18 protein-coding genes are annotated in these 20,064 nt (G+C 71.2%); 6 read left to right on the forward strand and 12 right to left on the reverse strand.

Annotated elements, in window-relative coordinates; genetic code table 11:
• Positions 1 to 37 precede the first annotated feature (37 nt).
• The 5 genes from ACIA8F_RS18525 to ACIA8F_RS18545 form a co-directional block, all read right to left on the reverse strand.
• Positions 38 to 1,147 (reverse strand): LOG family protein, encoded by a 1,110-nt coding sequence (locus ACIA8F_RS18525; protein ID WP_399379934.1) that lies wholly within the window; start codon positions 1,145 to 1,147, stop codon positions 38 to 40.
• 26 nt (positions 1,148 to 1,173) lie between these two features.
• Positions 1,174 to 2,247 carry a hypothetical protein gene (locus tag ACIA8F_RS18530; RefSeq protein WP_399379935.1) on the reverse strand — a complete coding sequence of 358 codons (1,074 nt, stop codon included), beginning with the start codon at positions 2,245 to 2,247 and terminating at the stop codon, positions 1,174 to 1,176.
• On the reverse strand, positions 2,229 to 3,029 hold the full coding sequence (locus ACIA8F_RS18535) for an ABC transporter ATP-binding protein (protein WP_399379936.1): 801 nt from the start codon (positions 3,027 to 3,029) through the stop codon (positions 2,229 to 2,231). The genes ACIA8F_RS18530 and ACIA8F_RS18535 overlap by 19 nt, the downstream gene beginning before the upstream one ends.
• 193 nt (positions 3,030 to 3,222) lie before the next feature.
• A complete protein-coding gene (locus tag ACIA8F_RS18540) occupies positions 3,223 to 4,602 on the reverse strand; it encodes an aspartate aminotransferase family protein (RefSeq protein WP_399379937.1) in 1,380 nt (459 codons plus the stop codon).
• Complete coding sequence (locus ACIA8F_RS18545) at positions 4,587 to 5,090, reverse strand: Lrp/AsnC family transcriptional regulator (RefSeq protein ID WP_383942829.1); 504 nt, start codon at positions 5,088 to 5,090, stop codon at positions 4,587 to 4,589. Before ACIA8F_RS18545 ends, ACIA8F_RS18540 begins: the two co-directional genes overlap by 16 nt.
• 171 nt (positions 5,091 to 5,261) lie before the next feature.
• On the opposite strand from ACIA8F_RS18545, the gene ACIA8F_RS18550 reads away from it, so the two are divergent.
• The 3 genes from ACIA8F_RS18550 (at position 5,262) to ACIA8F_RS18560 (ending at position 8,600) form a co-directional block, all read left to right on the forward strand.
• The gene (locus ACIA8F_RS18550; protein WP_399379939.1) at positions 5,262 to 6,701 is read left to right on the forward strand and encodes a gamma-aminobutyraldehyde dehydrogenase; all 1,440 of its coding nucleotides are present in this window, start codon (positions 5,262 to 5,264) and stop codon (positions 6,699 to 6,701) included.
• Between the two features lie 118 nt (positions 6,702 to 6,819).
• Entirely contained in the window at positions 6,820 to 7,998 is a 1,179-nt protein-coding gene (locus ACIA8F_RS18555; RefSeq protein WP_399379940.1) for a spermidine/putrescine ABC transporter substrate-binding protein, read from the forward strand.
• A gap of 89 nt (positions 7,999 to 8,087) precedes the next feature.
• Entirely contained in the window at positions 8,088 to 8,600 is a 513-nt protein-coding gene (locus ACIA8F_RS18560) for a hypothetical protein (protein ID WP_399379942.1), read from the forward strand.
• A gap of 7 nt (positions 8,601 to 8,607) precedes the next feature.
• On the opposite strand, the gene ACIA8F_RS18565 is transcribed toward ACIA8F_RS18560, so the two are convergent.
• The 5 genes from ACIA8F_RS18565 to ACIA8F_RS18585 form a co-directional block, all read right to left on the reverse strand.
• Complete coding sequence (locus ACIA8F_RS18565; protein WP_399379944.1) at positions 8,608 to 9,795, reverse strand: serine hydrolase domain-containing protein; 1,188 nt, start codon at positions 9,793 to 9,795, stop codon at positions 8,608 to 8,610.
• A 156-nt stretch (positions 9,796 to 9,951) separates the two neighbouring features.
• Positions 9,952 to 10,686, reverse strand: coding sequence for a response regulator (locus ACIA8F_RS18570; protein ID WP_399379946.1), 735 nt, complete (start codon positions 10,684 to 10,686; stop codon positions 9,952 to 9,954).
• Positions 10,683 to 11,777, reverse strand: coding sequence for a sensor histidine kinase (locus ACIA8F_RS18575; protein ID WP_399380044.1), 1,095 nt, complete (start codon positions 11,775 to 11,777; stop codon positions 10,683 to 10,685). The genes ACIA8F_RS18570 and ACIA8F_RS18575 overlap by 4 nt, the downstream gene beginning before the upstream one ends.
• Before the next feature lie 95 nt (positions 11,778 to 11,872).
• The gene (locus tag ACIA8F_RS18580) at positions 11,873 to 12,562 is read right to left on the reverse strand and encodes a glycerophosphodiester phosphodiesterase (RefSeq protein WP_399379948.1); all 690 of its coding nucleotides are present in this window, start codon (positions 12,560 to 12,562) and stop codon (positions 11,873 to 11,875) included.
• Positions 12,563 to 12,582: 20 nt separating this feature from the next.
• Positions 12,583 to 13,608, reverse strand: a complete 1,026-nt coding sequence (locus tag ACIA8F_RS18585) for an adenosine deaminase (protein ID WP_399379949.1) — start codon at positions 13,606 to 13,608, stop codon at positions 12,583 to 12,585.
• 120 nt (positions 13,609 to 13,728) lie between these two features.
• Between ACIA8F_RS18585 and ACIA8F_RS18590 the strand changes: the two genes are divergently transcribed.
• Positions 13,729 to 14,427, forward strand: coding sequence for a DUF4190 domain-containing protein (locus tag ACIA8F_RS18590; RefSeq protein WP_399379950.1), 699 nt, complete (start codon positions 13,729 to 13,731; stop codon positions 14,425 to 14,427).
• Between the two features lie 79 nt (positions 14,428 to 14,506).
• Here the strand turns inward: ACIA8F_RS18590 and ACIA8F_RS18595 are convergent, their stop codons facing one another.
• Positions 14,507 to 16,117: a TROVE domain-containing protein gene (locus ACIA8F_RS18595; protein ID WP_399379952.1), complete on the reverse strand. Its 1,611-nt coding sequence runs from the start codon at positions 16,115 to 16,117 to the stop codon at positions 14,507 to 14,509.
• Positions 16,118 to 16,474: 357 nt separating this feature from the next.
• The gene (locus ACIA8F_RS18600) at positions 16,475 to 17,026 is read right to left on the reverse strand and encodes an NADAR family protein (RefSeq protein ID WP_399379954.1); all 552 of its coding nucleotides are present in this window, start codon (positions 17,024 to 17,026) and stop codon (positions 16,475 to 16,477) included.
• Between the two features lie 194 nt (positions 17,027 to 17,220).
• Here ACIA8F_RS18600 and ACIA8F_RS18605 point away from each other — a divergent pair, with 194 nt between their 5' ends.
• Both ACIA8F_RS18605 and ACIA8F_RS18610 read left to right on the forward strand, forming a co-directional pair.
• Positions 17,221 to 18,747: a gamma-aminobutyraldehyde dehydrogenase gene (locus tag ACIA8F_RS18605; protein ID WP_399380046.1), complete on the forward strand. Its 1,527-nt coding sequence runs from the start codon at positions 17,221 to 17,223 to the stop codon at positions 18,745 to 18,747.
• Between the two features lie 51 nt (positions 18,748 to 18,798).
• Positions 18,799 to 20,049 (forward strand): spermidine/putrescine ABC transporter substrate-binding protein, encoded by a 1,251-nt coding sequence (locus ACIA8F_RS18610; RefSeq protein ID WP_399379955.1) that lies wholly within the window; start codon positions 18,799 to 18,801, stop codon positions 20,047 to 20,049.
• Positions 20,050 to 20,064 lie beyond the last annotated feature (15 nt).

Genomic DNA, 20,064 nt, shown 5'->3' on the forward strand with positions numbered 1-20,064 from the left:
GCGGGAGAAGTTGCCTGCCCGGGTCAGGCAGTTCGGTTCAGCCCATCGCGGCGAGGGCCGCGGGGACCTCGGACACCGAGTCGACCAGGGCGATCCGGGACTCCATCGCCCGGCCGCGGGCCAGAGCCTGGAGCAGCGGCCAGGCGGGCAGCCGTTCGGTCCAGTGGGTGCGGTCGACGAGGATCATCGGGGTGGGCTCGCCCCGGGACTCGTAATGGTTGGGCGTCGCGTTGTCGAATATCTCCTGGACGGTGCCCGCGGCGCCGGGAAGGAAGACCACGCCCGCGTTGGACCGGGCGAGCAGCCCGTCCTCGCGGGTGGCGTTCGCGAAGTACTTCGCGATGTGCCCGGCGAAGGGGTTCGGCGGCTCGTGTCCGTAGAACCAGGTCGGGATGCCCACCGAGTCGCCGCCCGTGACCGCCGGCCAGCGTTCCCGTACGGCGAAGGCCGCGCGGGCCCAGTCGGAGACGGACGGGGTAAAGGACGGGGCCTTGGCCAGCATCCGCAGGGCCTCGGGCAGGGCCTCGTCGGGGGCCGGGGCGAGGTACGCGCCGAGGTTGGCCGCCTCCATGGCGCCGGGGCCGCCGCCGGTGGCCACGGTCAGCCCGGAGCGGGTCAGCGTCCGGCCGAGTTCGGCCGCGCCCCGGTAGGCGTCGCCGCCGCGGGTCATGGCGTGGCCGCCCATCACACCGACGACCCGGGCGCCGGCGAGGTGCTCGTCGAGGGCGTCGGAGATGGCGTCGTCGTGGATGGAGCGCAGCATCGAGGAGTAGATGTCGCCGTCCGCCTTGGTCTCCTGGAACCAGGCGTACGCCTCGGCGTCCGGGGTGGACTCGTAGCCGGCGGCGAGCCCGGTGAAGAGCTCCTCGGGCGTGTAGAGCAGTCCCCGGTACGGGTTGAACGGCAGGTCGGGGACGGGCGGGAAGACCAGGGCGCCGTCCGCGCGCACCTTGACCGAGGCGTCCGGTTCCATCGCGCAGCCCAGGAACACGGCCGAGGAGGTGTCGGCGGACAGCAGTGCGAAGGTCCGCTCCAGCAGGTTGACCGACTGGATCCGGTACCCGCTGAGCGAGCCGCGGGCCACGACCCGGTCGAACTCGGCGAGGGTCTCGATCTCGGTATCGGTCTCGATGTGTGGGTTGACCATTCGGCCCACCCTAAGGGCTGCCCGCCTCAGCGGGTCAATGCCAGCGACGTCAGCTGTGACACACCCCAGCTGAGCGGCAGGCACACCGCAACCAGCGCGGTTGCCCGTACGGTCGCGGCCGTACGCAGGACTTTGCCCGGGGCGCCGAGCCCGCTCAGGGTCTCGTGGGCCGTGGCCCGGGCCTGGTGGACCTCGACCGCCGAGACGAGCAGGGTGGCCGCCGCGCACAGGACCACCAGGGCGGCGGCGGGCACGGTCAGCGGGCCGAGCGGGACCTGGAGCCCGCCGTGATCGCGCAGGGCCACGGCGCTGAGGGCGCCCGCCGCGACGGCGCACAGGACACCGAGGGGTGCGCCCACCCGAGGGGCCTCCTCCTGGAGGGCCCGTCCGGCCAGCAGCCGGAGCGCGCCCGGGCGGACGGACTGGACCAGCGCCCCGCAGGCGTAGGCCAGGCCCGGCCCGGCGAGGGCGAGTCCGAGGGCGGTCAGCGCCCAGCCCGCGGGCATGCCGGTTCCACCGGGGCGGGCGTAGGCCAGTACGGCGAGTCCGCAGGCGGTGAGGGCGATGCCCCAGGGCAGGGCGGTCTGCGGAGCGGGCCGGGGGTGCGGCCGCAGGGCGAGGGCGGTGGCGGCCGAGGCGGCCACCGGGAGCAGGGCCAGCAGGGTGAGGGCGCCCGCCACGGGCAGGGGGTCGTCGGCGTGGAGCAGCCGGGCCCCGGCGCCGTCGAAGGGCAGCCCGGTCACCTCCCCGCGCAGGTGGAGGAAGACGGCCAGGGCCACGGCGCTGCCGAGGGTGCAGGCCACGGCGGTGGAGATCGTCGCGATCAGGGTGAGCCGTACGGGGCCCAGCCCGGCGGCGTCCAGCCCTTCGAGGGGCCGGGTCGCGGGGTCGGTACGGGCCACGGCCACGGCGAACTGGACGGTGACGGCGAGGGGGACCAGGGCCCACAGCAGCTGGGGGAACGATCCGGCGGGCCGGGCCGTGGCCTGCGCGAGCACGTACAGCAGCAGGAAGCCGCTGCCGGCCGAGGCGGCGGCGACGAGCAGCCGGCGGAGTTGTACCAGCGGCCGGGAGCCGCGGGCTAGGCGGAGAGCGAGCACGCGGCCTGGTCCTCCGGGGGCTGGGGGATGGAGGCCGGGGAGAGCCCGGCCGGGACCGCCGCGGCGGCCGGGCGGCCGTCGAGCAGGGGGAACCGCCGGTCGGCGACGGCCGCGGTCTCCTCGTCGTGGGTGGCGAGCAGCACGGTGATGCCGTGGGAGCGGGCGGCCGTGGTGAGCGTGCGCAGCAGCAGGGCGCGCTCGGCGCGGTGCAGCGGGGCGGTGGGCTCGTCGGCGAAGACCACGGCGGGCAGGTGGGCGAGGGCGCGGGCGAGGGCGACGCGCTGGGACTCGGCCCGGTTGAGGGAGCCGGGGCGCTTGCGGGCGAAGGCCCCGATGTCGAGGCGGTCGAGCCATTCGCAGGCGGCCTGTTTGGCGGTGCGGTGGCCGACGCCGGCCATCAGCAGCGGCAGGGCCGCGTTCTCCCAGACCCGCAGCTCGGGCAGCAGCCCCGGCTCGGGGCCGATCCAGCCGAAGCGGTCGAGGCGCAGCCGCTCGCGGGCGGGGGTCCCCAGCGTGTGCACGGGGACGCTGTTGAACCAGACCTCGCCCTGTTCGGGCAGCAGCTGTCCCGACAGGCAGCGCAGCAGCGTGGTCTTGCCGCTGCCGCGGGGGCCGGTCACGGCGAGGATCTCTCCGGCACGCAGGCCGACCGAGACCCCGATGAGGCCCGGCGAACCGCTGTGGGAGTAGTGAAGGGACCGTGCCCAGAGCAGATCGTCCTGGGGCAGGGCTTTGTCCGGCGGAGCGAGGTCCGGCGGAGCGTTGTCCCGTGGAGCCACCATGGCGTACACCTCCGTCCGGGGAACGAAGCGGAGCCCGCTTGGTCACTGGCGCCGCAATGAGATGTAAAGAGATGAACGTCTTGAATGGTGACAGCACACGGCCCGGACCCCCGCGTTCTCACTCGAACGGAGGATCCGGGCCGTGTGGTCCGGCAGTTTGCCGCCTGCGGGACGGTGGAAGGACGCGGGCTGGTTAGAGCTTGGTCCAGGCCTCGGTGAGCACGCGGCGCAGGATGCCCTCGATCTCGTCGAAGGTGCCCTGGTCGGCGGTCAGCGGCGGGGCCAGCTGGATGACCGGGTCGCCACGGTCGTCGGCGCGGCAGTACAGGCCGTTCTCGAAGAGCGCCTTGGAGAGGAAGCCGTAGAGCACGCGCTCGGTCTCCTCGTCCGTGAAGGACTCCTTGGTGACCTTGTCCTTGACGAGCTCGATGCCGTAGAAGTAGCCGTTGCCGCGGACGTCGCCGACGATCGGCAGGTCGTGCAGCTTCTCCAGCGTCGCGCGGAAGGCGTCCTCGTTGTCCAGCACGTGCTGGTTGAGGCCTTCCTTGTCGAAGATGTCGAGGTTGGCGAGCGCCACCGCGGAGGACACGGGGTGTCCGCCGAAGGTGTAGCCGTGCAGGAAGGTGTTGTCACCCTTGTAGAACGGCTCGGCGAGGCGGTCCGAGATGATGCAGGCACCGATCGGGGAGTAGCCCGAGGTCATGCCCTTCGCGCAGGTGATCATGTCCGGGACGTAGTCGAACTTGTCACAGGCGAACATCGTGCCGAGGCGGCCGAAGGCGCAGATCGTCTCGTCGGAGACGAGCAGCACGTCGTACTCGTCGCAGATCTCGCGGACCCGCTGGAAGTAGCCGGGCGGCGGCGGGAAGCAGCCACCGGCGTTCTGCACCGGCTCCAGGAAGACGGCGGCGACGGTGTCGGCACCCTCGAACAGGATCTCCTGCTCGATCTGGTCGGCGCACCAGCGGCCGTAGGCCTCGGGGTCGTCGCCGTAGATCGGGGCGCGGTAGATGTTGGTGTTGACCACCTTGTGCGCGCCGGGGACCAGCGGCTCGAAGGGGGCCTTGAGGGCCGGGAGACCGGTGATGGACAGGGCGCCCTGCGGGGTGCCGTGGTAGGCGACCGCGCGGGAGATGACCTTGTACTTGGTGTGCTTGCCCTGCAGCTTGAAGTACTGCTTGGCGAGCTTCCAGGCGGTCTCGACGGCCTCGCCGCCACCGGTGGTGAAGAAGACCTTGTTCAGGTCGCCCGGGGCGTAGTGCGCGAGGCGCTCGGCGAGCTCGACGGCCTTGGGGTGCGCGTACGACCAGATGGGGAAGAACGCGAGTTCCTGCGCCTGCTTGTAGGCGACCTCGGCCAGTTCCTTGCGGCCGTGACCGGCGTTGACCACGAACAGGCCGGCGAGCCCGTCGAGGTAGCGCTTGCCCTTGTCGTCGAAGATGTAGGTGCCCTCGCCCCGCACGATGGTGGGTACGGGCGAGTTCTCGTACGACGACATGCGGGTGAAGTGCATCCACAGGTGGTCGTAGGCGGTCTTGGAGAGGTCCTGGCTCACGGCTATCGCGTTCCCCACATGTAGGTCTGCTTCTTCAGCTTCAGGTAAACGAAGCTTTCGGTTGATCGCACGCCGGGGAGCGCGCGGATCTTCTTGTTGATCGTTTCCAGCAGGTGGTCGTCGTCCTCGCAGACGATTTCCACCATCAGGTCGAACGAGCCCGCGGTCATCACCACGTACTCGCACTCGGCCATCGCGGTCAGCGCGTCGGCCACCGGGTCGAGGTCTCCCTCGACGTTGATGCCGACCATCGCCTGGCGCCGGAGCCCCACGGTGAGCGGGTCGGTGACGGCGACGATCTGCATGACGCCCTGGTCGAGCAGCTTCTGAACCCGCTGGCGCACCGCTGCTTCGGACAGGCCGACGGCCTTGCCGATCGCCGCGTAAGGACGACGACCGTCCTCTTGCAGTTGCTCGATGATCGCCAGGGACACAGCATCGACCGAAGGGGACGGTTGTCTTGTCCTGGAATCTGCGCTTCGACTGACCACGACCTCACTGTGCACGAGGAGTCGTCTGTTCCGCAAGGCGAGAACGATGTAATTCGTTGTTTCGGGAGCTAGATCTCACCGATTCCGTAGTTCGTGCTGTGTGGGCCTGTCGAAAACGGTGTCCGAGAGGCTAGGCTGAGTAGCTGTCTCAACCATTGGACATGTGATCACAGGAGTGTGGCTGTAGTGACCACCGAACTGCGTCGTCTGCGCAACTACATCGGCGGGGAGTTCAAGGACGCCGCCGACGGGCGGACCACCGAGGTGGTCAACCCCGTCACGGGCGAGGCGTACGCGACCGCCCCCCTCTCCGGCCAGGCGGACGTCGACGCCGCCATGGCCGCCGCCGCGGCCGCCTTCCCGGCGTGGCGCGACGCGACCCCCTCGGAGCGCCAGAAGGCCCTGCTGAAGATCGCGGACGCCTTCGAGGCCCGCGCGGACGAGCTGGTCGCCACCGAATCGGAGAACACCGGCAAGCCGCTCGGCCTCACGGCCAGCGAGGAGCTGCCGCCGATGGTGGACCAGATCCGCTTCTTCGCCGGCGCCGCGCGCCTGCTGGAGGGCCGCTCGGCCGGCGAGTACATGGAGGGGATGACCTCGATCGTCCGCCGTGAGCCGGTCGGCGTCTGCGCGCAGGTCGCGCCGTGGAACTACCCGATGATGATGGCCGTCTGGAAGTTCGCCCCGGCCCTGGCCGCGGGCAACACCGTGGTCCTCAAGCCCTCGGACACCACCCCGGCCTCCACCATCCTGATGGCGGAGATCATCGGGTCGATCCTGCCCAAGGGCGTCTTCAACGTCGTCTGCGGCGACCGCGACACCGGCCGGGCCATGGTCGAGCACCGCACCCCGGCGATGGCCTCCATCACCGGCTCGGTCCGCGCGGGCATGCAGGTCGCCGAGAGCGCCTCCAAGGACGTCAAGCGCGTCCACCTGGAGCTCGGCGGCAAGGCCCCCGTCGTGGTCTTCGAGGACGCCGACATCGCCAAGGCCGCCGAGGACATCGCGGTCGCGGGCTTCTTCAACGCCGGCCAGGACTGCACCGCGGCCTGTCGCGTACTGGTCCACGAGTCGATCCACGACGAGTTCGTCGCGGCGCTCGCCAAGAACGCGGCCGACACCAAGACCGGGCAGCCGGACGACGAGGACGTGCTCTACGGCCCGCTGAACAACCCGAACCAGCTGAAGCAGGTCGCGGGCTTCATCGAGCGGCTCCCCGCCCACGCCAAGGTCGAGGCGGGCGGCCACCAGGTCGGCGAGAAGGGCTACTTCTACGCCCCGACCGTGGTCTCCGGCCTCAAGCAGGACGACGAGATCATCCAGAACGAGGTCTTCGGCCCCGTCATCACGGTCCAGTCCTTCACGGACGAGGACCAGGCGCTGGCGTACGCGAACGACGTCGAGTTCGCCCTCGCCTCGTCCGTGTGGACCAAGGACCACGGCCGCGCGATGCGGATGTCCAAGAACCTCGACTTCGGCTGCGTGTGGATCAACACCCACATCCCGCTCGTCGCCGAGATGCCCCACGGCGGATACAAGAAGTCCGGCTACGGCAAGGACCTCTCCGCCTACGGCTTCGAGGACTACACGCGCATCAAGCACGTCATGACCTCGCTCGACGGCTGACCGGAAACCGGGCGGGCGGTCCGACGGCCGCCGCATCGACCAGGGCACAGCCTTGAAGGGGCGGGTAGTAGACAACATGTCTATTGCCCGCCCTTTGGCGTTCCACCAGGCTCCTCCCATGCCTCAACTCGCCTTTTCCCGCCGCGCGGCGCTGCGCGGCCTCGGTGCCGCGGGCCTGCTGGCCGGCCTCACCGGCTGTGGTGTCCCGGCCGCGTACGTCCCTGAGAACCAGCGGGAGGGGCGGGACCGCTCCGCCGGCGACCGGAGCGTCTCCTTCTCCAACTGGCCCCTCTACATCGATACCGACGAAGAGGACGAGAGCAGGCGTCCGACGCTGGACGCCTTCACGGAGAAGACCGGCATCGAGGTCCGGTACACCGAAGAGATCAACGACAACGACGAGTTCTTCGGCAAGATCAGCCCGGCGCTGATGAACCACCAGCAGACCGGCCACGACGTGGTCGTGGTCAGCGACTGGATGGCGGCCCGCTTCGTACACCTGGGCTGGGCCCAGAAGATGGACCGCTCGGCGCAGGCCAACGTGGCGAAGTACCTGGACCCGCAGCTGCGCTCGCCCGCCTTCGACGAGGGCCGCCTGCACACCGTGCCCTGGCAGTCGGGGATCACCGGCATCGCCTACAACCGCAAGGCGCTCGGCCGGGAGATCAAGTCTGTCAAGGACCTGTGGCAGCCGGACCTGGCGGGCAAGGTCACGCTCTTCTCCGGCCTCGACGAGTCCTTCTCCCTGCTGATGCAGGGCAACGGGGCCGACGTGACCAAGTGGACCGAGACCGACTTCCACCGCATGTGCGACCAGGTGGAGAGCATGGTGAAGAAGAAGCACATCCGCCGCTTCACCGGCAACGACTACACCTCCGACCTGAGCAAGGGCGACGTGCTGGCCTGCCAGGCCTACTCGGGGGACGCGATCCAGCTCCAGGCCGACAACCCCGACATCGAGTTCGTGGTCCCCGAGGAAGGGGCCGAGCTCTGGGCGGAGAGCCTGCTCATCCCCAACCTGGCCCCGCGCAAGGCCAACGCCGAGGCGCTGATCGACTTCTACTACGACCCGGAGATCGCCGCGCTGCTCGCCGCCTCCGTCAACTATGTCTGCCCGGTCCCCGCCGCCCGCGAGGTGCTGGCCGCCTCCGAGGACGAGGAGACCGCCGCGCTCGCCGAGAACCCGCTGATCTTCCCCGACGAGGACATGCGCAAGCGGCTCGTGGTGGCCCGCGACATCTCCTCCGCCGAACGCTCCTCCTTCGCCAAGCGCTGGAACGGCATCGTCGGTCTGTGAGGGGCGGGCCGATCACCGCCCCGCGGTGGAACTGAACATGTTCAGCAATTCTGCTGAACATGTTCAGAAAACTGCGTAGGCTTCCCTCCATGAGCGAGAGAAGCGCCCTTCTGCGGCGGATCCGTGCCTGGCTTGCCCTGTTCCTCGTCTGCCTGGTGCTGAGCGGACTCACCGCCTTCCCCCTGGTGAGCGAGCTCCACTGGGCCAACGCCCTGGTGGACAACGAGTGGCTCCGCCGGGTCGGCGACGGGCTGGAGCGGGCGGACTCCGAGTACCCCTTCCTCCTCTACGGAACGGACTGGCTGGCCTTCGCCGCCTTCGCCCACCTGGTGATCGCCGTCTTCTTCTACGGGGTCCACCGGGACCCGGTGCGCAACATCTGGATCGTCGAGGCCGGCATGATCGCCTGCGCCGGCATCATCCCGCTGGCCCTGATCTGCGGGCCCGTCCGGGGGATCCCCTTCTCCTGGTCGCTGATCGACATGTCGTTCGGCGTCTTCGGGGTGATCCCGCTGCTGGTCCTGCGGCGCATGATCAAGCGCCTGGAGGCCCTGCAGGCGGAACCCGGCCGGACCCCGGAGCCGGTCGGGGCCGTGGCTTGAGCACGCGCTACTTCGCGAAGGCCGCCATCACGATGCCGAGGGCCACCGGGTTCATTCCCTGAGCCTTGGCGTCGGTCGAGTTCACCGAGTAGACCAGGGTGCGGGACAGGTCGCGGGTCGCTCCCATCCCCGTGGTGTAGCCGTACCGGCCGCCCGTCTTGCCCCAGGCGACCGTGCCACCGGGAAGGTCGATCCGCTGCATCCCGGCCGTCAGGGTCGCGGCGGCGCCCGAGACGAAGTCCTTCGTCGCCGCCGGAACGGTGAACATCTCCTCCAACTGCGCCCGTGGTACGACGCGGCCGCTGAACAGGGCCACGGTGAACCGTTCGAGATCGGCCGTGGTGGAGATGATGTCGCCCGCCGCCCACCGGTCCGAGGAGTTCCACTCGGTCACGTCCCGCAGTTCGGTCGAACCGTCCTCGCGGGCCACCGCCTGGTATCCGTGGTGGTGCGGACCCGGTATGCGGGTCTGGAAACGACCCGGGAAGGAGGTGCCCCGCAGCGCCAGCGGTTTCAGCACCCGGGCCTCGACCGCCTTCTCGTACGTCGTGCCCGTGACCTCCTCGATCAGGACGCCCAGCACCGTGTAGTTGATGTTCAGGTAGTGCTGGGCCGTGCCCGGGACGAACTCGTGCTCCTTGCCCATCGCGTTGGCGATCTGGTCGTGCGGGTCGGTCACGTCGAAGCGATGCGCCCACTGTGCCTCGAAGGGGTCGCCCGGACCGTCGGCCGCGGGAATCCCGCTGGTGTGGTTGAGCAACTGCCGTACGGTGACCGTCCGGTACGCCTCGGAGATGCTCCGGGGCAGGTACTGGCGCGCCGGCCGGTCGAGATCCAGCCTGCCCTCGGCGGCGAGCTGGAGCACCACCGCCGCGGTGAAGACCTTGGTCACCGAACCGGCCCGGAAGCGCCCCACCTCGATCGGCCCGCGTCCGGTGCGGATGTCCGAGACACCGGAGGCGCCCCGCCAGTTCCCGCTCGTGCCGCCCAAGCGCACCAGGGCGGCCGTCGCATCCTCGTGGTCCGCGCCGAGCCCCGCGATCGCCGCCTGAAGCGCCGCTGCGTTCGGCGGGGTCGATACCAGCGGCGCGGGCCGCTGCCCGACGGCCGCGACCGCCGCCGGGGCGGCCTGGGCGACGGCCGGGCCGGCCGCGACGCCCAGGACCAGGGCGGTGGCGATCAGTGTGCGGGTCATGGCGTTCATGGTGGGATCCCCCTGTCGGCTCTCCGGGCGACTTCCGCCCCGATGACCTCAATGCTGCAGGTCACAGGGGTAGTTGCGGATCACCATCAAGAGTGGTCTTTGCCGGTACGACAACTCACCACCGGGAGGGAGGGGACGGTCCCCGTCTCACTCCCCGGAGGGAGATACCCCAGAGCCAGACGCCCCGGCGCCGGACACCCCAGAGCCGGCCACCGCGCCGCCGGCCGCGACCAGACCCGTCTCGTACGCGCAGATCACCGCCTGGATCCGGTCCCGCAGCCCCAGCTTCGACAGCACGTTGCCCACATGCGACTTGACGGTGTGCTCGCTCACCCTCAGCTCCGCCGCGAGCTCCGCGTTCGACAGACCCCGCCCCAGGTGCAGCAGCGTCTCCCGCTCGCGGGCCGTCAGCACCTCCAGCCGCCGCGCTGACAGGGCCTCCCCGGCGGCCGGACGGGCCGTCGCCGCCGTGTACTCGGCGATCAGCCGCCGGGCCACCGAAGGCGCCAGCAGGGACTCGCCCGCCGCCACCACCCGTACGGCGTGCACCAGATCGTCCCGCCGCACGTCCTTGAGCAGGAACCCGCTGGCCCCCGCGTGCAGGGCCTCGTACACGTACTCGTCCGAGTCGAAGGTCGTCAGCATCACCGTCCGGCAGGAACTCGTCCCGGAGATCTCCCGGCACGCCTCGATCCCGTCCAGCACCGGCATCCGGATGTCGAGCAGCGCCACGTCGGGCGCGAGGGACCGCACCGCAGCGACCGCCGCCGCCCCGTCGCCGGCCTCCGCCACCACCTCGATGTCGTCCTGGGCGTCCAGGATCATCGCGAAGCCGCTGCGCACCAGTTCCTGGTCGTCGGCCACCACCACACGGATCGTCACTTCCCCACCTCCGCGCCCGACGTTACAAGCACGACCCGCAGCTCGAAGCCGGTGCCGTCCGGGCCCGGGCCCGTCCGGGCCGTGCCCCCGTGGGCGGCGGCCCGCTCCCGGATCCCGATCAGGCCGTGCCCGCCCGGCCGCGCCCGCGGCACGGAACCCGCGCCCGGACCGCCCCCGTCGTCCGTCACCGTCACCGTGAGTTCCCGCTCCCCGTACTCCAGGCCCACCGCCACCGCCGAAGCTCCGGCGTGCCTGACCACATTGGTCAGGGCCTCCTGCACCACGCGGTACACCGTCGCCTCCAGCGCCGCCGGCAGGGCGCGCACCGCACCCGTGCGCTCCAGGCGCACCTGCGGCCCGCTGCCCCGGACCCGCTCCAGCAGCCCCGCCAGCTCCCCGATACCGGGCTGCGGGGAGCGCGGCGCTGCCTCGTCCGTGCGCAGCACCCCCAGCATCGTGCGCAGTTGGGCCATGGCGTCCCGGCCCGTCTCCGCGATGGCCTCGAAGGCGGCCTCGGCCCGCTCGGGAGCCTTGCGCACGGCCACCGGACCCGCCTCCGCCTGCACGATCATGATGCTGACCGCGTGCGAGAGGACGTCGTGCATCTCCCGCGCGATCCGGGCCCGTTCGCGGGCCGCGGCCTGCTCGGCCTCGATCCGGTTGGCCCGCTCCAGCTGGGCCGCCCGGTCCAGCAGGGCCGCGGTGTACGCCTGCCGGGTGTGCTGCAGCCGCCCCAGCGCGTACGCGGCCGCGGAGACGAAGAGGGTGAAGAGGAGCTCGCGCGCGGTCCCGGTGTTCCAGTACACCGACACGGCGACGGTCAGGACCGTGAGTCCGCCCACCGTCAGCCGCACCCGGGCCGTGCACCGCAGGGCGACCGTGTAGAAGGCGATCAGCCCCGCGTACGGAAGCGGCTGCCCGGGGCCGTCGCCCGCCAGGTTGTACGCGCCGCCGGCCGCCAGGATCGCGACCAGCACCGCCACCGGAGCCCGCCGCCGCCACACCAGCGGGAGCACGCCGAGCGTGGTCATCGCGTACGAGGGCCAGTCCGCGGGCGGCGCGTCGGCCGGACGCGGCACCACGAAGGGCATGGTGACGGCCAGTTGCACCAGCAGCGTCAGCCCCAGGTCCTGCCGGCGCGGCCCGGCCCGCCGGATCCGCTCCCCGATCTCCCCCCAGGCCCTTATCACCGGCCGAGCTCGGCCCGTACGGCTCCCAGTGCGTCCAGCCGGTTCGTCGTGATGGAGTCCACCCCGGCACGGACCAGTGCGCGCATCGAGCGTCTGGTGTCCGGGGTCCAGGCCGACACCAGCAGGCCGTCCCTGTGCAGGGCGTCCACCAGCTCCGGGCCGACCAGCCCGAAGCGGTAGTTGAGCCAGGCCGGGGCCACCGCGTCGATCAGCAGCCGGCGCGGGGGAGCCAGCGTGGTCCACGTCAGCGCGATCTCGGCGCCCGGATCGGCGGCGCGCACGGCCAGCATGGTGGCCGGGCCCGCGCAGTAGTAGGTGCGGTCGCGGGCCCCGCATTCGCGGACCTGGCCGACGACGGTCCGTACGCTCTCGGCCGTCGCACCCGGCAGGTCGACCATGACCCGGCCCGCACCGGCGGCGGCCAGGGCCTGGCGCAGGGTCGGGATCCCGCCGTCCGTCAGCTCCTTCAGCTGTGGGGCCGTGACGTCTTCGAGCCGTACGTCGTGGCCCCACAGCCGCCGGAGGTCCTCGTCGTGGAGCAGTACGGGGACCCCGTCGCGGGTCATCCGCACGTCGATCTCCACCGCGTCCGCACCCCGCTCGAAGGCCGACCGGATCGAGGGCAGGGTGTTCTCGCGGACGCGGTAGGGATCCCCGCGGTGGCCTACGGCAGTCAGGGTGCGCATGCACCCATTCTGCTGGGCCGTCAGGAAGCCAGCCAGGCGGCGGTGTACGTGTCGATCTCCGCGCTGAGCTTCGCCTTGCCGGCCGGGTCGAGGAAGGAGGCCTCGACGGCGTTCTTCGCGAGCCGGGCGAGGCCCTGCTCGTCGAGGTCCAGCAGCCGGGCGGCCACCGCGTACTCGTTGTTGAGGTCGGAGCCGAACATCGGCGGGTCGTCGCTGTTGATGGTGACGAGCACGCCGGCCGCCACCATCTCCTTGACGGGGTGCTCGTCGAGGGTGGCGACGGCGCGGGTGGCGATGTTGGAGGTGGGGCAGACCTCCAGCGCGATGCGGTGCTCCGCGAGGTAGGCGAGCAGCTCGGGGTCGCGGGTGGCGCTGGTGCCGTGGCCGATGCGCTCGGCGCCCAGCTCGCGGATGGCGTCCCAGATGCTCTCCGGGCCGGTGGTCTCGCCGGAGTGCGGCACGCTGTGCAGCCCGGCGGCGCGGGCCGCGTCGAAGTACGGCTTGAACTGCGGGCGCGGGACGCCGATCTCGGGGCCGCCGAGGCCGAAGGAGACCAGGCCCTCGGGGCGCAGGTCGACGGCGAGGCGCAGCGTCTCGGCGGCGGCCTCCTGACCGGCCTCGCCGGGGATGTCGAAGCACCAGCGCAGGATGACGCCGAGCTCGGCCTCGGCGGCCTTGCGGGCGTCCTCGATGGCCTCCATGAAGGCCTTCTCGTCGATGCCGCGGCGGGTGGAGGAGTACGGGGTGATCGTGAGCTCGGCGTACCGGATGTTCTGCCGGGCCATGTCGCGGGCGATCTCGAAGGTGAGGGTGCGCACGTCGTCGGGGGTGCGGACCAGGTCGACGACGGACAGGTAGACCTCGATGAAGTGCGCGAAGTCGGTGAAGGTGAAGTAGTCGGCGATGGCCTCGGGGTCCGTGGGGACCTTGGAGTCGGGGTGCCGGGAGGCGAGTTCGGCGACGATGCGGGGGGAGGCCGAACCGACGTGGTGGACGTGCAGTTCGGCCTTGGGCAGCCCCGCGATGAAGGGGTGCAGGTCGGGCATGAGGGTGCCTCCGGAGGGCGCGTGCGGATGGATCGGGGTTCATCGTAGGCAGGATCCGCACCGGCGAAGGGGCCTGTCGGAGGCAGCGCTTAGCATGGCCGTACGAGAGGGGGGCGCCGTATGACCGATCACAGCCCCGAGTCGCGAGACCCCTGGGCGCCGCCGGAGCAGCCCGCGGTCGATCTGGGCAAGCAGCAGGGCGGGACGGGGGCGCCGGGGGCGCCCGGGGTGCACGACCAGCAGACCGTCGCGGGGATGCCCGGCGCCGGAGGCGTGCCTCCGGGTGCGCCCGCACCCCAGCCCGGGCAGGCGCCCGGGGCCGCGCCCGCCTACGGCTACCCGGCGCAGCCGGATCCGGCCGGTTACGGCTACCCGACCCAGCCGGGCGCGCCGCAGGCCCCGTACGGCGGTTATCCCGCCGCTCAGGGCGTCCCGCAGCCGCCGTACGGCGGACAGCCGGCCTACGGCGGGTATCCGGGGTACCCCGGATACCCGGGGTACGCGCCCAAGAGCAACGGTTTCGGCATCACCGCGCTCGTCCTCGGGATCATCGCCGTGGTCAGCTGCTACTTCGGCCTCCTGTTCGGCGTCCCGGCCGTCATCTTCGGCGTGCTGGCCCGCGGCAAGGCCAAGCGCGGCGAGGCCGACAACGGGGGCATGGCGCTGGCCGGCATCATCACGGGCGCGGTCGGCATCGTGATCAGCTGCGTGTTCATCGCGCTGTTCATATTCATCGGCATGTCCGAGAACGGTGACTCCGACTACGACTCGGAGTTCTCGTCCCCGTACGAGAACACGCAGGTCCTGTACCAGGGCTGACCCGTCCCGCCGGGCGCTGCGCCCGGCGGGAACGCAGCGCCCGGCGGGACGGCGGGGCGGAATGGCAGGGCGGGGACGTTCACCGTCCCGGCCCGTCCTCCCACGGCCAGCCGGCGTCCCGGCCGTCCTCGATCAGGGACACCATGCGGAAGGCCGCGTCGGTGAGCCCGCCGAAGGTGTGCCGGTGCGCGGACCCGGAGGGCGCGTGGCCCACCCGGTGTCCCGCGAGGTTCCACGTGTAGACCGGCACCGTCTCCGGCACCAGGGCCGTGGGATCGCCGCCGTACGCGTACGTGGCCTGCTCGTCGGTGACGATCAGGACCCGGTCGTGCCCCGCGTAGTGCGCGCGCACGGCCTCCGCCGTGTACGTGCCGCCGAGGTCCTCGAACCGCTCCAGGACCTTCAGCACCGACTCCCCGCGCCGGTAGCCGACCGCCTTGCTGGTGGAGCCGAACTGCACCAGGTCGGCGTCCTCCGCGCGCAGCGCCAGCGCCGTGCCGAAGACGGCGGCGGCATCGGCCCTGTTGAGCTGCGAGCGGTCCGACAGCGGCGACCACATCGACCCCGAGCGGTCCACCAGGATCAGCGTCCGCCCGGGCAGCGCGGGTACGTGGGCCAGGGAGTGGCCCAGCGCCCGCTCCAGCGGGTACGCCCAGCGCAGCGAGGGCGCGTGCTGGTAGGCGGCCAGGTAGCGGAAGGGGAACTGCCGGGCCCGGGCGACGGTCTCCGGGTCGGAGATCTTCGCCGCGACCCGCGCCGCGACCTCGTCCGAGACTCCGGCCTGGTCGAAGTTGCGCAGGTTGCGCAGCAGCGCCATCGCCCCCATGGACGGGATGACCGCCTCCCAGGCGGCCGCGTCCATCGGCCCCTGCAACCAGCCGGCCAGCGCCTCCCAGGTCATGCCCGCCGCGGCGAGCCGCTCGGCGCCGTCCGCCGCGGTGACCACGGCCCGGCGCTCCGCCACGGGCAGCTCCATCAGGGCCCGGTGCGCGAGCAGGGTGCGGTTGCCCGCCGGGACCTCGGCGGTCTCGGGGTTGTGCCGGCGGTCGAGGGCGTGCCGGAACAGCTCGCCCTGCCAGGGCTTGGCGGGGTCGGGGGAGGCGTGCACCAGGTTGAGGACGTCGCCGAAGCGGTATTCCCGGGAGGCGGTGTCGTACTTCAGCAGCGAGCTGCCGGAGTAGAGGCGGCGCACGGCGTCGGCGATTCCCCGCTTGACGGGTTTGGGCACGTTCCGCCCGTGGGTGGCCGTCCAGTAGGCCAGCAGTTCGCCGGGCTCGTCCGCGCGCAGCAGCACGGAGTCCACGACCTGCCGGTTCGAGGGCCCCCCGGTGGCTCCGGCGTCGAGCCGCGCCTTGACGTACTCGGCGGCTCCGACGAGCGAGGCCGTCCGCATGTTGCCGTCACGCCGCAGCCAGCCGAGCAGGCCGGCCGTCCACGCGGGATCCTCCACGGCGAGGGTGCGCACGAGTGCGGCGAACCGGCCGTCGCGGGCCTCGCCGGACTCGTACGAGGTCTGCTGCGTCACGAAGTTGGCGACGGCGAGCAGGAACAGCTCGGAGCGCGGATCACGGACGAAGCCGGCGCTGCCGTGCGCATTGGCGGCGCGGCGGCCGGTCGAACGCACCGGTGAGGCGGGTGCGGTGGGCGCCGCAGGCGCGGCTTTGGAGCGGAGCAGGTTGAAACGAGCCATGTGAATCCCCCCGAATTCAGTGGAAACCGGGGGAGGCGTGACGTGCGGAGCGCCCGAGATCGAAGTCGGCGACGGACTGTGTCGACTGCTCTCACCATCTGAGCTACCGGCCGGAGCCGGGCGGGACTCGAACCCGCGACCCGTCGATCCGGAAGTAGCCGCTGCCTGCGCACCGGGCACTCCGCACGTGCGCCTCCCGAGATCGAATTGGCTGCGGCCTGGGTTTCTTTGCAAAAGAAGGATCCGCTGCCCGCGCACCGGGAGGTGCGTACGAAGAGGTGTCCAGTCGAAGCAGGTCCCGCCTTCGCACCTGGACGAGTCACACGCTAGACGCCCGCCCTCACCGGCAGCGAGCGATTAAAGCCCCGCCCGCAACCGCTCCCGCGCCTCCATGAGCGCGAAGCCCAGCAGGTTCAGGCCGCGCCAGCGCGCCGGGTCCAGCGCGCGCTCGTCGTCGGCGGCCAGGCCTATGCCCCAGATCCGGTCCATCGGGCTGGCCTCCACCAGGACCCGGTTCCCGGTCGACAGCAGGTAGGAGGCCAGGGCCGGATCGGAGCCGAACTTGTGCACGCTGCCCTCCACGACCAGCGCGAACCGCTCCCGCTTCCACACCGCGTCGTCGAAGCCGCGCACGAGCCGTCCGGCCTTCTTCGCGGCTGCCGGGCTCGTGGCCTCCAGGGCCGCGCGCTCCGCCTCGGCATCCTCGAACAGGCGCGCCTTTCCGGCCATCATCCAGTGTTCCGCGGTGGCGTACCGCACGTCACCCACGGTGAACTCGGACGGCCACCACTGGCTGAGGCAGCTCGGTCCGAGCGTCCCGTCGGGCCGCGGGCGGTGTCCCCAGAACGGCAGGAACTTCAGCCGCTCACCCCGGCTGACCTGCCCGATCAGTTCCTCGATCTTCTCCATGCACGCGAGTCTCGCAGGAGCCACGGACACTTCGTACGGGATTTCGGGCGCGCCTCGACACATGGTCGACCGATTCCGTCGCGTAATCAAAAGGCAACAACGGAATCACTTGGCCGAGGGGTGTACCTCTGCCAGGATCGGCACTCAATTCGAGCTGTAGCTCGAACTGTAGCTACGGAGAGCGTGAGAGCGTGATGGGCAACCGCTTCCAGGTCAAGGTCCAGGTCAAGGACCGATTCGCCGCAGGCGCGCAGTACATCGACGGGCAGCTGCGGCCCGGCACCTCGGGCCGGTCACACACCGTGGTCGACCCCGCCACCGGTGAGGAGGTGCTCACCTACGAGCTGGCCTCCACCGCCGACGTGGACGCCGCCGTCGCCGCCGCCAAGCGTGCCTTCCCCGGCTGGTCCGGGGCCACCCCCGGGGAGCGCTCCGACGCGCTGCACCGGCTGGCCGGCGTGCTGGCCGAGCGGGCCGAGGAGTTCGCGCACGCCGAGTCCCTGCAGTGCGGCAAGCCGGTCAAGCTGTCGACGGAGTTCGACGTGCCGGGGACCATCGACAACACCGCCTTCTTCGCGGGCGCCGCGCGCCACCTCCAGGGACAGGCCGCCGGGGAGTACTCCGGGGACCACACCTCGTACGTGCGCCGCGAGGCGATCGGGGTCGTCGGCTCCATCGCGCCGTGGAACTATCCGCTGCAGATGGCCGCCTGGAAGATCCTTCCGGCGATCGCCGCGGGCAACACCATCGTCCTCAAGCCCGCCGAGCTCACCCCGCTGACCTCCCTGATGTTCGCCGAGGCGGCCAAGGAGGCGGGCCTGCCCGACGGCGTGGTCAACATCATCACGGGCGCCGGCCGGGACGCGGGCGAGCACCTGGTCGGCCACCCGGACGTGGTCATGACCTCCTTCACCGGGTCCACCGCCATCGGCAAGCGGGTCGCCGAGATCGCCACCGCCACCGTCAAGCGGCTCCACCTGGAACTCGGCGGCAAGGCACCCTTCCTCGTCTTCGACGACGCCGACCTGGAGGCCGCCGCCAACGGAGCCGTCGCCGCCTCCCTGATCAACACCGGCCAGGACTGCACGGCCGCCACCCGTGCCTACGTCCAGCGCCCCCTCCACGACGCCTTCGTCGACCGGGTCGCCGAGCTGATGGAGACCGTCCGCGTCGGCGACCCCTTCGATCCGTCGACCGACCTCGGCCCGCTGGTCTCGCACGTGCACCGCGACCGGGTCGCCGGCTTCGTCGAGCGCGCCCGCGCCTACGCCACCGTGGTCACCGGGGGCGAAATCCCCGGCGGAGACCTCGCGGACGGCGCGTACTACCGGCCCACCCTGATCTCCGGCGCCGCCCAGGACAGCGAGGTGGTCCAGTCCGAGATCTTCGGGCCGGTCCTCGTGGTCCTGCCCTTCGACACCGACGACGAGGGCATCGCGCTGGCCAACGACACCCCGTACGGTCTCGCCGCCTCCGCCTGGAGCCGTGACGTGTACCGGGCGAACCGCGCCACCCGGGAGATCCAGGCGGGCTGCGTCTGGGTCAACGACCACATCCCGATCATCAGCGAGATGCCCCACGGCGGCTACAAGGCCAGCGGCTTCGGAAAGGACATGAGCAGCTACTCCTTCGAGGAGTACACGCAGGTCAAGCACGTGATGTACGACAACACCGCGGTGGCCGCGAAGGACTGGCACCGCACGATTTTCGGGGACCGATAACCAGCTGCCGCCCGACCAGCGGCCCGCACCCATCCCGAAAGGGCACCTCCCATGGAGCAGTTCGAGCCCGACCGCCTCTCGGCGGCGCAACGCGCCGCGATGCGGCGCAGCCTCACCACCGGGCGCGGCGCCCTCACCCGCCGCTCCGTGCTGCGCGCCTCCGGAGTCGGAGCGCTCACCCTCGGCGGCCTGTCCGCGCTGGCCGGCTGCGGCATCCCGCCGGCCAAGCGCGCGGAGGGCACCGCCGCGGCCTCCGACGACCACTCGGAGCAGGAGAAGGAGCTCAACTTCTCCAACTGGACCGAGTACATGGACACCAGCGAGGACGAGAAGTCCCGTCCCACGCTGGAGGAGTTCACCAAGCGGACCGGTATCAAGGTCAAGTACACCGAGGACATCAACGACAACGTCGAGTTCTTCGGCAAGATCAAGCCCCAGCTCGCGGCCGGCCAGGACACCGGCCGCGACCTGATCGTCGTCACCGACTGGCTCGCCTCGCGCATCATCCGGCTCGGCTGGGCCCAGAGGCTCGACCCCGCGCACCTCCCGCACGCCTACGCCAACCTGATCCCGCAGTTCCGCAGCCCCGACTGGGACCCGGGCCGCGCGTACAGCTACCCGTGGACCGGCATCGACACCGTGATCGCCTACAACACCAAGGCCACGGGCGGGAAGAAGGTCGACTCCGTCACGCAGCTGCTCGACGACCCCTCCCTCAAGGGCCGCGTCGGCTTCCTCACCGAGATGCGCGACACCGTCGGCATGACCCTGCTCGACCAGGGCAAGGACCCGGCGAAGTTCACCGACGCCGACTACGACGAGGCGATCGGCCGGCTCCAGAAGGGCGTGGACAAGAAGCAGATCCGCCGCTTCACGGGCAACGACTACACCGCGGACCTCGACAAGGGCGACCTCGCAGCCTGCCTGGCCTGGGCCGGCGACGTCATCCAGCTCCAGGCCGGCAACCCGGACATCCAGTACGCGATCCCGGCACCCGGCTACATCACCTCCAGCGACAACCTGCTCGTCCCCGTCAAGGCCCGGCACAAGGCCAACGCGGAGCGGCTCATCGACTACTACTACGAGCCCGCGGTGGCCGCCCAGCTGGCCGCCTACATCAGCTACGTCTGCCCCGTCGAGGGCGTCAAGGACGAGCTGGCCAAGATCGACCCGGAGCTCGCGGACAACGTCCTGATCGTCCCCGACAAGGCGATGGCCGCCAAGTCGCACGCTTTCCGCTCCCTCACCAGCGAGGAAGAGACGGCGTACGAGGAGAAGTTCGCCAAGCTCATCGGAGCCTGACGGGTCCCGCCGCGC

Source organism: Streptomyces sp. NPDC051563, assembly GCF_044454225.1.
Taxonomy (GTDB): domain Bacteria; phylum Actinomycetota; class Actinomycetes; order Streptomycetales; family Streptomycetaceae; genus Streptomyces.

Coding starts and splice junctions, on each gene's coding strand:
- ACIA8F_RS18525 (WP_399379934.1), bottom strand. CDS start 1,147: ATGGTCAACCCACACATCGAGACCGATACCGAGATCGAGACCCTCGCC.
- ACIA8F_RS18535 (WP_399379936.1), bottom strand. CDS start 3,029: ATGGTGGCTCCACGGGACAACGCTCCGCCGGACCTCGCTCCGCCGGAC.
- ACIA8F_RS18555 (WP_399379940.1), top strand. CDS start 6,820: ATGCCTCAACTCGCCTTTTCCCGCCGCGCGGCGCTGCGCGGCCTCGGT.
- ACIA8F_RS18560 (WP_399379942.1), top strand. CDS start 8,088: ATGAGCGAGAGAAGCGCCCTTCTGCGGCGGATCCGTGCCTGGCTTGCC.
- ACIA8F_RS18565 (WP_399379944.1), bottom strand. CDS start 9,795: ATGACCCGCACACTGATCGCCACCGCCCTGGTCCTGGGCGTCGCGGCC.
- ACIA8F_RS18575 (WP_399380044.1), bottom strand. CDS start 11,777: ATGCCCTTCGTGGTGCCGCGTCCGGCCGACGCGCCGCCCGCGGACTGG.
- ACIA8F_RS18580 (WP_399379948.1), bottom strand. CDS start 12,562: ATGCGCACCCTGACTGCCGTAGGCCACCGCGGGGATCCCTACCGCGTC.
- ACIA8F_RS18585 (WP_399379949.1), bottom strand. CDS start 13,608: ATGCCCGACCTGCACCCCTTCATCGCGGGGCTGCCCAAGGCCGAACTG.
- ACIA8F_RS18590 (WP_399379950.1), top strand. CDS start 13,729: ATGACCGATCACAGCCCCGAGTCGCGAGACCCCTGGGCGCCGCCGGAG.
- ACIA8F_RS18595 (WP_399379952.1), bottom strand. CDS start 16,117: ATGGCTCGTTTCAACCTGCTCCGCTCCAAAGCCGCGCCTGCGGCGCCC.
- ACIA8F_RS18600 (WP_399379954.1), bottom strand. CDS start 17,026: ATGGAGAAGATCGAGGAACTGATCGGGCAGGTCAGCCGGGGTGAGCGG.
- ACIA8F_RS18605 (WP_399380046.1), top strand. CDS start 17,221: ATGGGCAACCGCTTCCAGGTCAAGGTCCAGGTCAAGGACCGATTCGCC.
- ACIA8F_RS18610 (WP_399379955.1), top strand. CDS start 18,799: ATGGAGCAGTTCGAGCCCGACCGCCTCTCGGCGGCGCAACGCGCCGCG.